Genomic DNA, 16,903 nt, shown 5'->3' with positions numbered 1-16,903 from the left:
CTTTAAAGTGAAACATTAATCCCTACGTTTATGACACGCTGTATGGGGTAGTTCAATGCGTTTCCACCCTGCTCCACATCCCATAGATTAAATTTGCTCAACGTAAACAGATTCAACCCGTTAAAGTAAATACGTGCCGATTTGAGCCCGGCCCTAGACGATATACTTTCGGGAAGCTTGTATCCGATCTCGGCCGATTTCAATCGTAGAAAAGAGCCGTCCCGCATAAACCATGTACTGACCTGCCGATTATTCTCCACACTCGATGTGGAAAGTCTCGGCCAGAGGGCATAGATATCTCTGGTATCTTCGTTCCAATAACTATCTGCAATAAATTGCGTCAATTGATTATGGCCAATAAGACCACTATTCGTATTATTTACAAAAAACGGAGAGTTATCCCCATAACTTATCCAGAGGGATTCGTTGCCAAGTCCTTGAAAAAACACCGATAGATCGAAGTTTTTGTAACCATAGGACGCGCCAAACCCATAGATAATTTCAGGCACCGTAGGATAACCAATCGGCACCTGATCCAAGTCTGTAATAACCCCGTCACCATTTACATCCCGATATTTTATATCGCCGGCTCCATAGATGCCGAACTGTGTCGGGGAATTGGCCACCTCGTTCTCATCGATAAAGAGACGCTCTGCGAGATAACCCCATCGTTGATTAATGGCATAACCGACACGGGATTGCCACGGTTCATTCGGAAAATACAGCTCATCGTAGGTTTTGTAGCGGTTCCGGGCAAAGGTAAAATTGCCCATCAATTGCAGCCATGAATTATTGAACGATTTGTTGTACGCCAATTGTCCATCTACTCCATACGCTCTCGCTTCGCCGACATTTGAACTTGGCGTTACCCACAGCCCCATCGTGGCCGGGATATTGGACCTCGTCATCAAGATATCGGTTCGATTTTCGAAAAAGTACTCTCCGATTAACTTGAGGCCGTTCGTAAATTCCAGTTCGGCACCAAAATTTGCCTTTCGAGATTTTTCCCAGAGAATATTGGGGTCACCGTATCGACCAACGGAAATTCCGGAATTACTATAGCCTCGTTGAAGGCCAAAACGTTGTGTCAAGTTCGTGTTGTCCATGTTTATATTCGATAGATATAAAAATCTTTGACGACTGATATTGTCATTCCCGACGACACCATACGTAGCTCTTAATTTAAGCATGGAGATGGTATTGTTCAGTTTCGAACCGACAAACCAAGGTTCGTTAGAAATATTCCATGCTACACCTGCCGACGGGAAGAAGCCAAATTGGTGGTCGGGATGGAACCGCTCCGAACCATTGTAACCAAAGTTGAACTCTGCGATATACCGGTCGTCATAACCATAGGTCGCCCGCCCAGATAAACCCACGTTTCTGTAGGGCAATGATCCCTGTACATCATTGGCCCCCAACGAGACATTGTTACGTAACATGTAGACCAACAAACCGCCTACACTGTGCTTATCATTAAACGTGCGGTTATAATTGAGTGCCCCTTCAAAATAGAAGTTTGCCCTAGGAAAACCAATATCATCATCACCGATTGAACTAGCATACCCCAAGTAATCCGTACCTTCGTCAGGATTGAGGTTATAGATCGAGTAAGTATCATCCAGGCGGTTATAAGAACTCAGCCCATACCAAAATGGATCATAGTACCGGGAAATGGAATGGGAGGCAATGCGAAGTACATTGACCATTGCTCTTACACGCAATCCCTCGGTCAGAAAATTTAACCGTTGATTGATCTGAAACTGAGCAGAAAGGTTTGATCGGCCTCGTTCCTGATAGCCTTTTACGAGTTCGGCGTAAGGATTGATATAATAAGACCCGCCCGGCGACAACTCATTTCCAAACAAGATATGGTTGGTAAATTGGTGCTGCTCATCCACCGGGTAATACGCCGGAAATAACACAGGGTTACTACGCTTAATCAAATCATACATTTGCGAACCAGTATACACCGGCCCATTATAATCCGTAAAGGTTCCGCTGAATCTCGTTGTAATTTCCATCGTGTTGATCGGCCTGATGACGACATTAGACCGCAGGGTAAAGACGTTGTTGCTAATTCCACTATTGAAATTATTACGGCGATCCGTTTTTAGAATACCACTATCATGTGTGTACGCTCCGGTGATGTAGTATGTCGCCAATTGGCTTCCCCCACTGACGCTCATATTCGCGCGTCGCGTTAGCGCATAGTCTTGCAACAGTTCCTTATGCCAATCCGTCGCTGGGAACATAAATGACCCGGACCCAACTACTGTGTTGTCAATCTTATCGGGTGAATATAATAAATCCGCGAGCGGCTCCCGGGTCACAATGGCTTCATTGTGCAACCGCATATACGTAATAGGGTCGGCAAATTCCAGGTTTCGGGTCGGCGCCGATATCGACTGCTCAAAACGGACACTCGTGTTTATTTTACCGACTTGTCCTTGCTTGGTCGTCACGAGAATAACGCCATTAGCACCTCTTGCACCATAGAGCGCTGTCGCTGCCGCATCTTTCATCACCGAAAAACTCTCAATATCATCGGGTTGCAGATGTGACAAATCCGTAGCGGTCAATTCGATGTTGTCAATCAATATCAGTGGGCTGGTATTCGATCCAAAGGTGGTGATACCGCGGACAAAAAAAGAAGCATTGTCGGCGCCTGGCTCCCCGGTACGCTGGAAAGCAATCATTCCAGCCACCCTGCCGGCCAAGGCCGTCGTCAAGTTGCTCGAAGGAATTTTTAAATCCTCTGGTTTGACCGTTGTCACCGCGCCCACGAGCTCTGCTCGTCTTGTCTGTCCTCCAAAGGCCGTCACCACAACATCCTCGACCATGGACATCGCCGAGTATAGCACAATATCTATAACAGGTCGATCCTGCACGGTTATATCGGTATTTTGATAGCCAACGGCTGAAAACTGTACCGTAGAACCCTTTGGCACGGAAAGAATGTACATTCCGTTAGCGTCCGTAGCAGTAGAAATAGAAGAACTACCTTTTACAGCAACGGAAACCCCGCTAATTTTTTGTGCGGTTGAGTCCGTTACCGTTCCCCGTATTTCGATATTCCCTACACCGGGTTCTTTCTTCACGTCGGTAGCCGTTAAGCTATATAATGTAACGTTTAGCCGATTGATACCTTTTACGGGGATTTCCAACGGTTCGAATCCTTCTTTAGAAAAGACTAAGATATCATCAACAGAGACAACAATGGCAAATGCACCTTTTTCATCGGTTGTTTTTGCCGGGTTTTGGGAGTCTTTGATAAAAACCGTGACACCAGACATAGCCCTGCCCTCCGCATCACTAACGGAACCATTGACATGCTGTTGAAGGACTTCCACCAACTCTTTATTCATGCTAGCATAACCTTGAAGCTGATACGAGAGTAGGAATACCAGCAATAGCATCATAATTCTGAATTTATCATTCATTTTTTATTTGTTTTAGTTTATATTTATTAGTTTATAAAAGCAGGCATGCACGAGATGCTGCTTTTTGGTTTTATAATTGTTTGAACGTAATAGCTTTGATAATTGTGTCGTTACAAATATCTTAAAATAGCATTTGTTGTAAAGGGGGCAGAATGTCTTAATTACGGGGGTATTTTTTTATCGCAATTGTAAGTGTACAGTTCGTAAAGCCGACATTTTGCACCTTGCAATCCGACGTTTACCCCCCGCTCCATACGGTGCAAATCGTTTTAATTTGTGTGTTTGCTAACGACGGTTTTAGCCTTGAAATAAACACGCATCATCATGAACATTATCAAGTCGGCATTACTTCTATTTTCACTAACATTTTTTAGTTGCAGCTCAAGTAACAATAGCAAGACATTATTGAATAAAAGTGAGCAGCAACTTATAGCGCTACGAGCCGCCGCTTTGCAAGAACATAAAAACCCCCGAACCCTAAACAAAAACGGACAAATACATTGGATCGGGTCTTCTTATGACTGGACAGCAGGCTTTTGGCCGGGAACCTGCTGGATGCTGTATGAAGTTTCCAACGATAAAAAATGGAAAGAAGCAGCGGAAGCTTCACAACAACTGTTTAAACATCATAAGGACTTGACGACTGACCATGATCTCGGTTTCATTTTTAACAGCTCTTATGGCAAAGCCTACAGAATAACCCACGAGGAGCAATACAAACAAATATTAATAGATGCTGCCAACGCGCTGATTACACGTTTTAATAGCTCAGTGGGATGTCTACAAAGCTGGGATGTGCATGACGGGTGGCAATCCGAAAGAGGATGGCGGTTTCCGGTCATCATCGACAATTTAATGAATTTGGAAATGTTGTTTGAAGTCTCTCATCTTACAGGAGACGATAGCTATAAAAATATAGCCATCACCCATGCCAACACCACGATGGCTAATCATTTTCACGATGATTTCAGTTCTTTTCATGTTGTAGATTACAATCCTGACACGGGGGAAGTCGTCCGTAAAGTAACAGCGCAAGGCTTTTCTGACGAAAGTGCCTGGGCACGTGGACAAGCCTGGGCTTTATATGGATATACCATGTGCTACCGTTATACAAGAGATGAAAAATACCTTGATTTTGCAGAGAACATTGCAGCCTTTATACTAAATCACCCTAACTATCCCGAAGACGGTATTCCCTATTGGGATTTTAATGCCCCCAATATTCCGAATGAAATCAGAGATGCTTCATCAGGAGCAATTATAGCATCCGCGCTTTTGGAATTAAATACGTATACCGGTGATAAATATTTAAAATCTGCGCTTCATATTATCGAATCCCTCTCTAACGATATCTATACCGCAAAAACAGGTGAGAACGGAAATTTTGTTTTAAAACACAGTGTGGGCAGCATTCCGCATGGCAACGAAATAGATGTTCCGCTAAACTATGCTGATTATTATTATATAGAAGCGTTGATTCGACTTGGACAAAGAGGGGTATAATTGTTATTTTTGGTTCACAATCGCGCAATGAATGAACGTTTATTTCTTTTTTTTTCTTTTTTTGGGGGGAGCTTTTTTACAAACTGCAACAGCGCAAGAACCAAACAAAATCCCCGAAGACCTGAAATTCAAGCGTTTCACTTCTTCTGAGGGTTTATCCCAAAGGTCCGTAGCAGACATTATACAGGATAAGGACGGGTATATCTGGTTTGGAACAAGAGACGGCCTCAACAAATTTGACGGTAATAAATTCGTCGTATACCGGCATGATTTATCCGACACCAACAGTCTAAGCAACAGCTATATACATTCCATTTATGAAGATAGCAACGGAACGCTATGGATTGGAACCGAACGGGGTTTAAACAAATATAATGCCGCTACCGAAAGCTTTACCCGTTATTCGCTTTCTAACTCATCCCATTCGGTAATTGACAATTTAGTACGTGGAATCATACAAATAAATAGTCATTTGCTTTGGGTCGCCACCGATAACGGCATTGTTCAAGTAAATATCTATACCCATGAAATGGAACGAATCCAAAAACAAACCGGCGGAGCGAATTCTATCAGCGACAATAATATCCGCTTTTTTCTAAAGGACAACGAGGGGAATATCTGGATTTGCAATAACAAGTACATTGACGTCTATAACACCAATAGTGGCATTTTCAAACGACACAACTATCCACAGAAAGCCGATAACAATAGCCGTATACATCCCAATGACCTGCCGGCCTTGTTTATAGATAAAAAAAATACGCTTTGGCTCGGCTATGAACAAGGCCTTGCGCGATATGACCGCTCCACCGAAAGTTTTATAGATTTTGAATTTCAGCATGAAAGAGCGATCACAAGCTCCACCCGCACGATAAGCGAAGATCATTTTGGAAACCTTTGGATAGGGAGCTATGCCGGACTTTATATTTTAAGTGCCGACCGCAAGGAATTAAAGCATATTGTACACGATCCGGACAACGCTACAAGCTTAAGCCAAAACTCGATCTATCGGATTATCCGTGATTCGCGCGGTGACATGTGGATGGGCACTTGGGCCGGCAGCGTCAACTATTATAACCAAGACAACAGTGTTTTCAAAAACTTCTATTCGGGCAATACTAACAATAAACTAAACTATAAAGTAGTAAGTGGAATGGCGGAAGATGTTAACGGAAACTTATGGATAGGTACCGAGGGGGGGGGTCTAAATTTCTACGACAGAAACACGAAAAAATTCACTTATTATAAACATAACCCGCATGATCCAAATAGTCTGAGTGCCAACAATATAAAATCGGTCGTGATAGACCGTAACGGTTATATCTGGATCGGTATGCACGATGGTGGATTAAATTTTATAAACCCTAAACAAAAACCGCTTAAATTTCAGAAAATAGATTTCCCTCCAAATCAGAACATCTCTTTGAAAGCTTATAGAATCCTCACCGTTTTTGAAGACTATAACGGGAATATTTGGATTGGTACGCTCACAGGGGGATTAATCTTTTATGATACCACAAAAAAGATACTAACGAAAATTAACAATGCTCCCACCACCGTGATGAGTATCGCCCAGACCCACGGTCCTGAAATATTGCTTATCGGCGGAAACAACGGACTAGAAACTATTCATGTTCATACAAAACAGAAACACAGCATACAAATAAAGGAGCGCTCACGAAATGAACCTCCTCTCTATATAAACTGCGTGTTCGTGGATACATCCGGCCATTACTGGATCGGAACCGAAGGCCAAGGTTTGTATATATATGATCCCAAAACCAAGAAAACAAAAGTTTATACGACGAAAGAAGGACTGCCAAATAACGTTGTCTACGGCATCCTATCCGACAGCGGGGGCAAAATATGGGTAAGTACCAATAACGGAATCAGCCAGATAGAAATAGCATCTAACACCATAAAGAACTATAACCAATCGGACGGCCTGCAAGGAAACGAGTTCAACTATGGCTCTTTTTTTAAAACTAGCAAAAATGAGCTGTTCTTTGGCGGAACAAACGGGTTGACGTATTTCGATCCAAAGGATCTTCGAAGAAATACGTTTGTTCCTCCGATTGACATTACCAATATCGACGTCAACAATACTTTTTTTACGAAGATTACCGATTCGGTTACCAACATTACCCTCGCCTATAATGAAAATAATTTCAGTATAGATTTTACCTCACTAAGCTATATGCGCCCCGAGAATAACGAGTTTGCTTATAAATTAGAAGGAAATGACGAAAACTGGAACTATACCGGAAACCAGCGAAGAGCGATATATACGAATATTAAACAAGGGGACTATGTTTTTAAGGTTATTGGTGCGAATAACGATGGGATATGGAATGAACATGGTGCAACACTACATATACGCGTGCTCCCCGCTCCTTGGAAAACATGGTGGGCTTATCTACTTTATTTTGTTTTATGTGGCAGTTTATTTCTATACATTCGAAAATTAATTCTTCTTCGAATAAGGGAACGAAAAGAAAAAGAGCGTTTAGAAGAGACGAATCAATTAAAACTTCAATTGTTCACCGATATATCGCACGACTTTCGTACGCCGTTAACGTTGATTATCAGCCCACTTGAAAAGATGCTGGACAAAAAGCTAGGCGATTCCTATATTCAACGGCAGCATGATATCATGTTGAAAAATGCGAGGATGCTATTGCAATTAGTCAATCAAATATTGGATTTTAGAAAAAGTGAATCCGGGAAGCTGTCTCTCCGGGCCACAAAAAACAACATTGTCCCTTTAATAGAAGATGTTAAAAAATCCTTTGATACATTAGCTGAGAAAAAAAATATCCAATACCGACTAATTAGTCGTAATGACGATATTCAAGTATGGTTTGATAAACCGAAACTAAAGAATATACTGTTTAATTTATTATCCAATGCTTTTAAGTTTAGTCATGACAATAGCGACGTAACGATTTATGTCTCTACTACAACCAAAAAGGTACATGCTCGCCTGATAAACTACGTAAAAATAAGTATCGTCAATTTCGGTCCCGTTATTCCTCAGGAGCATTTAAAGCTTATTTTTGAGCAGTTTTATCAACTAGACAGTATGCAGCAGCATGGGGGTTCAGGTATAGGACTGGCTTTGACGAAGAGGCTGGTCGAGCAACACAAGGGGAAGATTATGGCGAACAGCTCTGAAACCAAAGGAACCCGTTTTAGCGTATTATTAAGATTGGGGAACGAACATCTGGAAAAAGACGAATATATAGAAGATATTGACATCTTAGAATCAAATGAGGAAAACTTTTTCTATATGGATGAAGAAGATAACGACTATATCCAACAGCAGGAAGAAACGGAAGACAACCTGTCGTCCGTAGCATCTGTTCATGAAAAAAAGCAAAGCCTCTTGGTTGTGGAAGACAATCTGGATCTTCAGAAGTTTATAAAGGAAATATTCAACGGCAAATACCATGTTTTTGTTGCAGAAAATGGAGAAGAGGCTATTGCAATTGCCCATCAAGAGGCTATTGATTTAATCATCAGTGATGTACAAATGCCTATTAAGGACGGTTTTGAACTCTGTCATTATATTAAAACGACGCTGCTCACCAGCCATATCCCCGTGCTATTGCTCACCGCCAAAACATCATCTGTCCATCAAGAAAAAGGATATCGCACCGGGGCAGATGTCTATATCACAAAACCCTTTAACGCAGAAATTTTAGCCCTTAGGGTAGACAATCTATTAAAAACAAGAGCCAATTTAGTCCGCAAATTTAAACAGGATACCATCTTAGAACCCAAAAAGCTAACGATATCATCCCCCGACGAACTCTTTTTGGAAAAAGCCATTTCCGTTGTTGACCAGCATATAAGTAATCCTAACTTCAACGTTAGCGCATTCATCGATCAGATGAATATGAGCCGCACGGTTATCTATACGAAACTCAAAGCACTTACCGGTCAAAATCTATCTACCTTCATACGCATTGTACGGCTTAAGAAGGCGGGTACACTGATTACCCAAACACAAATGAATGTCTCACAAGTTGCCTATGAAGTAGGCTTTAATGATCTAAAGTATTTCCGGGAGAGCTTTAAAGAATTGTATAAAGTAACCCCTTCAGAATACAAAAGACAACAGCAGGAGAAGAAAAATAAGCGACAATAAAGATGTCGGTAGGACAAGGTGAAAAGCCTAACGTAAGCTTCCTGTTACGTTAGGCATTCGCTAGTTTATAGCTATTGATAAAGCTGATTAAATAACATTTTGAATGTACCATGTGATTGTCCCCGATTAGTCACCTCTGGCCCGATTGCGACTATCTTTCCTTTGCCTAGCAAGGCGACCAGACCTAGATGGGTGTCTTTTAGGTATTCCTGACCATGCGCCCAACCGCTTAATAGAGGTTTGTCGGTTGTAAACTTACCTAAAGAATAAAGCTTATCGGTAGCTTGGAATTGAAATACGGGACTGTTATTGAAAACAATTTTAGCATCTTTCTTCATACCATAATTTTCTGCTTTATCTGTATCAATTTCTGCAGCCAAAATACTGGTTGGTATAAAGTATTTCGTGTTGGATACCGGCTCTATTTTTCCATCTTTGTTTTCTTCCATCAATGGATTATCGATACCGATCCCTAACGCATATACCCAACCGCTGGACGTACCAACAGTGACTATTTTACCCCCATTGTTTACATATTCTTTTAAAATAGGGATAGAGGTTTCCTTTGTCAGATCGCCCATCCAGCGATGATATTTTTCAGGTACCAGATCCTTTTCAATTTGTTTTCCCCTTCTGGGGATGCCGTTATCCTTTCCTACCGGAATGCCTGGGCCAATAAACAGGAGTACATCATATTTAGCGATTACATGCTCATCGACGTCCTGCGGATAAAACAATTCGTATTCATACTCGTATTGTTCTAAAAGCCAACGTACCCAACCGGATGGCATAGAACCGCCATAATAATCGAATAAACCGATTTTTAAGCCATTTACCGGTGTAATGCTAGCGGGTTTCTTCGCTAGCGCGGTTATCCTTAAACCATAGTCGGTAGCCATGCCGTCTAATACCGGTTTAGCTTTTGCGTCTACATAGAAATCCTGCGTATTTTCGTCTCGAAATACGTTTATGCCGCTTTTTAAGAGTTTATTCACAGCAATGAAAGCATCATTTGCTTTGGCACTGATGGTATAACCTGCTTTTCCTTTTTCAACCGAGATACTTGGTGGCGTCATCAATACACCATATTCCGTTTTTTCCAAAGGAACAGGAATATCCTCGAATATACGATCATATTCTACGCCCATTTGCATAGCTAACGTCCAACCGGCGGCATCGTATGGTCGTATCGGAGGACCTCCCGGATACTGCACATCGTGGGGATGATCTTGCGGTTCGAACATATCAATAATATGCGGTCGGAAAGCTTGGTTAGCCTTCACGACAATGGTATTTGCCGGATAATCCTTACCTCCGTAGCTGAAACCTGCTTTACTTTGGTGCACATAAACACCCCCCTTTATTAAGGTATTGACAAATTTTACAGCTGTCGCGAAATCCGGTTGATCTGCCGAGATGATATACGCTCTGGGGTCACGGTTTTCCGGATTCTTGTAAATGGCATCGTAATACTTTTGCGGAATGACTTTAGAACGATAATATTGGGTGGGCTCCGCCTCTTCTTCTGTTCCACTGGCCACTGCCTCATCATAGGCTTTTTCCAGTTGTTCCGCATATTTCGGGTACATGGTCCAGTTATCTTTATTTCCCCTTTCTATGGAGTTCTTACCCATTTTGTAAAAATTATACAGCAATTGATCGCCATTCCGGGCCGCATAATCCAATATAGCATAGTTCATCGAAACAGAATAATCAATAGATTGTTTAAAGTGCCATTTTTGCGGACCAATAGGGTTTGGCAAACCATTTCTAGGCACCAGTCGCTGTGCGACAGCAGGTACTTCGGTAGGCGTAGGGCTGCCATGTGTTTCTGTCAAGATACCGATCATATTCCGGAAATAAGGCGAAGTACGTCCTCCACCATTCCACCAGGTAGAGAATCCGGATTGATCCATACGGACATATCCTGGTTTTCCTTCTATATTCAATCTATCAATCATGGCAAAGCCAACGCCATCGATTCCGGTGATCAATAAGGGGTCAAAAATATGGTTAAATGGATCACGGTAGGGCGGGCCAGCTACAATTGTACCATCCGGTGAGGTTTGGTGGTGATTGTACATAATCTGCGGCAACCAGTCTACATACAGCAGTTTGGCCATATTGGTTGATTCAATCATATTAAACATAAAGAAATCCCGGTTATTGTCATGCCCCACGTATTTTTGGTACAACCGGGGAATCGACATATTTCGTTTTTCTTTATCTTCGTATTGCATATACCAGTTGGACAGCAGATCATGTCCATCCGGGTTAACATGAAACATCAGTACGATAACTTTATCCAGGAAATTTAGGATCTCGTCATCCTGGCTGCTGCTCAGCTGATAAAAGGTTTCGATTAATTGATGCGTTCCAACTGTTTCGCTGGAATGCATTCCGCCATCGATCCAAACAATAGGTTTCCCTTCTTTGGATAACGTTTTCGCTTCTTCATCGGTTAGGTTTTCCGCACGACCTAAGCGTTGGGAAATGGCGCGGTATTTTTCGATATTTTTCAGATTTTCCGGCGAGGATACCACAAGTAAGTATTGTTGTCTGCCTTCTTCTGTCTTTCCGGCTTCTTGTATCAGTACCCGGTCGGATTGTGCAGCGACCTTTTTGAAGTAACTTTCCGTTTGCTCATAATTCGTAAGCATATAATCATCACCGATATGGAAGCCATAGTGCTCTTTTGGCGAAGTAATCTGTTGCGACTGTCCTATTTGTAAATGCGATACAAATAAGGCGACAAGTATGGTTTTCAGATGTTTAAGTGTCATAATATCTATTTTATAAACCTTGATTGTAAATAGTTTCTGATGTAGGCAACGGCCATATATAGTTAGGTGCAGATGGTTGTACTTCCGCTACGGGCGAGCTTCCGGCAGGACGCTTGGCCGGAATAGGTTCTAATCTTCGGACAAGATCAATATTCCGGATACCCTCTCCCAGAAATTCAATATTTCGCTCCTGATCTATTAAATCTAATAATTCCGCTTGACTTGTAGGAGCAAATGTCGTCGTTTCATCCGATCTGTTACGTACCGCATGCAGCAAATCAACAGCACGGGTATCCGCACTTCCAGTAGTTTCGTAAGCAAGTGCTTCTGCCAGATTGAGCATAACCTGTGCGTAACGGATGACCGGAATATAATCCGCAAATGGTGATCCCATATCAAATTTAGTACACCATAATCGCCCGGTAGCGGATCCCGTGGTTGTGCGAAATATAAACTGCCGTCTATCATCTGTATCTTTCCAACCTGGATTGGCCACAATACCGGATTCGAGCAAATAATAATTTCCGGTACCTGCGGCTCGAAATCCAGTAGCATTTACCCCATCGGGCAAGAAGCTGTTTCCCAGAGAGGATCCCGGTACATCGGTAGCGCTGAATGGCATCGAAAAAATAGACTCATTCGATGTATATGGAGCTCTAAAAACGTTCAAGACATTGCTTTCCAATTGATTGGAAACACCCGAAGGAGCACGATAAGGTGCTGATACAGGAACAAGTTTATCAGCTTCCGCGATCACTGCCGGATAATCGCCCATCGCTAGATAAACATTTGTTTTCATCGCTATCGCGGTATTCCTGTGCGCCCGCGTTGTATTCAATATAGCAGAAGGGTACGAATCTGGCAAATTTTGTTCTGCGAATTCCAGCTCACCCAATACAAATTCATAAATCTGTGCAACGGTAGACCGGGGCATATTGTAATCTTTTAAGCCGGTATTAGCTTCTAAGCGTAAAGGAAGCCCCGGACTTGCTCCGCTATCTTTTAAATAGGGTTGCGCATACATTTGGAGAAGATAATAGTACGTGATGCTACGTAGAAATCGTGCTTCTGCGACATAGTTTTGATAGGTCGTCGCCCCCAAAAGCTCTTCTCCATTTATAGCCAATCTATCCAAGAACAGATTACAGGCATTAATGATTTGATACCCCTCTACCCATACGTCATCGACTTCACTCGCACTGGCATCCACCAACATTTGATAGGTCAATGCCGCCCGTGTGGGATTCAATGTAGCTGAAACGAAATTGCCGGCTCGGGCCTCAGAAAAATAAATATAATTAGACCCCCAAAAGCCGGTGCCCTTGAAGGAACCGTACAATCCATTGATTTGGTTGTTAACACGATCAACCGTTTCAAAAGCAGTAACATCGGATATTAAAGTGGGCGGTTCCAGATTTAATTTGCTGTCGTAGTCGCAACTATGCATTGCAAAAAGCAATAGCGGTATGGTATAAAAACTCTTTTTCATGATGCTATTAATTTTAAAAAGAAACTTGTAAGCCAAAAGTGAATGTTCGGGCATTTGGGGCTACATTTTTATCAAATCCTTGCGATGTCGTGGCGTTCCCAGCACTGGTAACTTCCGGATCGGCTCCCGGATAGGGCGTAAACAAAAGGGCATTTTGTATACTCCCGTATACCCGGATTCTGTCAATCTGCGCTTTCTGCGTAAATCCTGTGGGCAAGGTATAACCTAGGGCAATATTTTGTAGCCGCAGGAAGTCTGACTTGAACACGTTGGCTGTAATAGGGACAGAATAGCCCCATGAAGTAATATCACCATCTTGTAAACGAGGAACATCGGTAATGTCACCCGGATTTTGCCACCTGTCTAACACTTTGACAATGTTGTTTTGAAAGCGGTGGTCCATGTGTTGAGATTGTGTACCCCAATAGTTGTATCCACCAATCTGAAATCTCCACAGCATGTCCAAATCAAAGCCCTTGTAAGAGAACCTATTGGAAAAACCTCCGAAGAATTTGGGTTGTGTGGCTTTGTAGGCGACCGCATCCGTGGCAACATTGACAGCTGGCGCCATACTGCCATCCGCATATTCCCATTGGTAGCCTCCCGGAGGTGCAATTTGCTGGAAGAAAACCTGTCTGTCTTCTCCATCCAAAAAGATACGACGTCCTGTTTGGGAATCAACTCCATCAGTGCGTATAGCATAGATGACACCTATTGGGCCGCCTACCTCTGTGATGGAGGTCATGCCCGCAGACCCACCTATAGCATCTGTAATCAACGAGTTTATTCCATCCGCAAGGGATAACACCTTGTTTGTATTGTTTGAAACGTTAAGACTCAAATTCCAGGTGAAGTTTTCATTTCGGATAGGCGTTGTGGTAAAAGTAAATTCCACCCCCCTATTGTACATTTCACCTACATTAGCGAGAATTTGGTTACGGTTTGCTGTTATTTGGCTAGGAATTCCTGCGGATGATGGCGTTGGAACGCCAAAAATTAGACCATCGATCCGGTTGTCATAATAAGCTATATCAAAGTTAAATTTATTGGCCGCGGTGAAGGATAATCCCAAATCCATCTTCTTACTTGTTTCCCATCTTAAATCTTCATTGCCCGCAGTAGAATAGTAAAGGCCCGGAGCTACACCATATAGTGAAGCAGCATAGGTCGTTAAGCTGGCGTAATCACCTATGCCCGTCAGGTTTCCTACCTTACCATAGCTGGCCTTTAATTTCAGGTTTTGTATAATCTGCGCAAAGGAGCTGTTTGCATAGAAATCTTCTTTAAAGACATCCCAGCCTGCGCCTATACCCCAAAATGTGCCGGACTTGTTGTTTCTGCCCAGAACAGAAGATTGGTCATACCGGAGATTTCCGGAAAGGAAATACTTCTCTTGAAGGCTGTACTGCGCTCTGGAGAAGAGAGATACTAAGAAATTTTCCGCAATATTATCATTGGTATTTGTCAACGATAGTTCAGAAAACCCGCCTTGCACATTTCGGTAGAAATCATCCGATTGGTTGTCCCGTATAAGACCGAATCCATCTCGTTCGGTACGTTGTTCCTCATGCCCTAGCAATACATTGATCGTATGCCCTTCAGCAAGTGTCGGGTTGAGGGTAAGTGTGTTGGTCCAAGTACTCATCTGCCGACTAGCATTGACGGCTGTGGCTCTACCGTTTCTACTCTGTCCTTCATTTGTTAACGGTGAAAAATAGCGATATGTCTTACTTTCCATGTTATTGATCGCGTATACTGTACGGAAGGTAATCCATGGTAAGGGATTGATATCCAAAGAAACATTCCCCTGCAGAAAGTGGTTTCCGGTGTAGTCGTCGTTTTCAGATAAGGATAATACCGGGTTGGTATATCCCATACGTGGGGTAGCCGTCAAATGGCCTTCATTGTCCATAATTCCGATATTGGGACCGACGACATTATAGGTTCCGTCGTTGTTAAACGGAGCAACGATAGGTGCGCTGATAAAGCCTAGACGATACGAATTGGAATTGGACGCAACACTATTGACCCCAGTACCAAGAGACATAACTGCGCGGGTTTTATTGGTGGTATAGTTCATTTTAGAACCGACTTTCAGCCAATCGTTTACCTGATGGTCCAAGTTGTAACTGATATTTTTCCGATCGAAGTCATTTTTTTGCACGATGCCTCCCTGTTCCGTTAAACCGGCACTAAAGAAATATCGGGTAGCTTCGGAAGCGCCACTTATATTTATACTGTGGTTGTTAACTGTGCCTGTACGGAAAATATAGTCATACCACCGTGTGTCAATTCTATTGCCATTGGCATCTAAGGAATAGTCATAATAGTTCGTAACGGGGTCGTAGGTTCCAGCATTTACTAATCCTTCATTTTTTATTTCCAGATACTGTTCGGCATTAAGGACTTCCGCCAGACGAACGGCTTTGTTCATACCAAAATAGGCATCGTAATTTACTTTAGCTTTACCTCTTTTTCCAGATTTTGTGGTAACGAAAACCACGCCATTGGCAGCTCGGGAACCATATATGCTGGTCGCCGCCGCATCTTTTGCGATGTCGATACTTTCTATATCAGCGGGGTTTATTGCTGCGAGCGGATTATTGGAGGCATTACCCCCTACTTCAACATCTTCGGTATACATTGGGATACCATCCACAACAATGAGCGGATAGGAACTTAACGACAGGGAATTTGTACCTCGAATCCGAAAAACAGGCGCTTGATTGACAATTCCCGCGTTGGCTGTCATATTGACACCGGCAGCCTGTCCACCCAACGCGCCCTCAAAACTCAAGGTAGGTTTTTGGGCAATGTCCTCTCCCTTTACCGAAGCAATAGAGCCGGTATTTTCACTACGTTTTACAGTACCATATCCGATAACAACAACTTCATCTAGATTTCTCTCCTCCTCTTTTAAGACAATATTTATTTCCGTTCGTTCTCCAACAGTTACTTCCTGGCGATCATATCCGATATAGGAAAAAACCAGGATATTGGCCCTATTGGGTACATTCAGCTTATACATGCCCTGGTTATCGGTATTGGTTGCTATGCCCGCACCTTTCACATGGATACTGACCCCCTGCAAAGGCAACCCTTGCTGGTCTGTAACCATACCATGAATGTTGATTTCCTGCACGTTCTGCACCATCGGCACAGCGATTGGCTTTCGTTTAACGACGACGAAGTTATTTTGGGCCTCGTAAACCAACGGCTGGCCAGCAAAACAGCTTTGTAATACCCCTTCCAGCGGCTTGTTTTCAAAAGAGGCATTCACCCGTCGACTGTCTTTGAGATCTTCTTCTTTATACAGAAAGCCTACTCCGGTTTGTTTCCGGAGCTGTTCAAATACATCTTTCAGGTGTGCGTTTTTAAAATTTGCGGTTACCGATTGTGCCAGCGTACTGGCCTGTAGCTGAAATCCGAGCATCATAACAGCTACAATGGTTTTCAAAATGAGCAAGGATGTCCTCGAGATATAAGGAACCTTCCTGCGAACAGTTGCAAAACAATTGTTATACATTTAAAATCA

General features: G+C 42.7%; 6 protein-coding genes. 2 read left to right on the top strand and 4 right to left on the bottom strand.

Going from position 1 to position 16,903, the window contains the following annotated elements; all coding sequences use genetic code 11:
- Positions 1 to 2: 2 nt before the first annotated feature.
- A complete protein-coding gene (locus FXV77_RS04905) occupies positions 3 to 3,443 on the bottom strand; it encodes a SusC/RagA family TonB-linked outer membrane protein (protein ID WP_148918094.1) in 3,441 nt (1,146 codons plus the stop codon).
- Positions 3,444 to 3,767: 324 nt separating this feature from the next.
- Between FXV77_RS04905 and FXV77_RS04900 the strand changes: the two genes are divergently transcribed.
- Positions 3,768 to 4,946: a glycoside hydrolase family 88 protein gene (locus FXV77_RS04900; protein ID WP_148918093.1), complete on the top strand. Its 1,179-nt coding sequence runs from the start codon at positions 3,768 to 3,770 to the stop codon at positions 4,944 to 4,946.
- Between the two features lie 31 nt (positions 4,947 to 4,977).
- Positions 4,978 to 9,096 carry a hybrid sensor histidine kinase/response regulator transcription factor gene (locus FXV77_RS04895; protein WP_148918092.1) on the top strand — a complete coding sequence of 1,373 codons (4,119 nt, stop codon included), beginning with the start codon at positions 4,978 to 4,980 and terminating at the stop codon, positions 9,094 to 9,096.
- A gap of 71 nt (positions 9,097 to 9,167) precedes the next feature.
- Here the strand turns inward: FXV77_RS04895 and FXV77_RS04890 are convergent, their stop codons facing one another.
- Genes FXV77_RS04890 through FXV77_RS04880 form a run of 3 tightly spaced genes read right to left on the bottom strand, consistent with a single transcriptional unit; the run spans position 9,168 to position 16,894 of the window.
- A complete protein-coding gene (locus tag FXV77_RS04890) occupies positions 9,168 to 11,879 on the bottom strand; it encodes a M14 family metallopeptidase (protein WP_148918091.1) in 2,712 nt (903 codons plus the stop codon).
- A gap of 10 nt (positions 11,880 to 11,889) precedes the next feature.
- Entirely contained in the window at positions 11,890 to 13,368 is a 1,479-nt protein-coding gene (locus FXV77_RS04885; protein ID WP_187444010.1) for a RagB/SusD family nutrient uptake outer membrane protein, read from the bottom strand.
- Between the two features lie 13 nt (positions 13,369 to 13,381).
- Positions 13,382 to 16,894 carry a TonB-dependent receptor gene (locus FXV77_RS04880; protein ID WP_148918089.1) on the bottom strand — a complete coding sequence of 1,171 codons (3,513 nt, stop codon included), beginning with the start codon at positions 16,892 to 16,894 and terminating at the stop codon, positions 13,382 to 13,384.
- Between the last annotated feature and the right edge of the window lie 9 nt (positions 16,895 to 16,903).

It is taken from the genome of Sphingobacterium phlebotomi (assembly GCF_008180195.1).
Taxonomy (GTDB): domain Bacteria; phylum Bacteroidota; class Bacteroidia; order Sphingobacteriales; family Sphingobacteriaceae; genus Sphingobacterium; species Sphingobacterium phlebotomi.
Note: the sequence above shows the minus strand (reverse complement) of the source record. Positions and strands in the feature narration are given on the sequence as shown.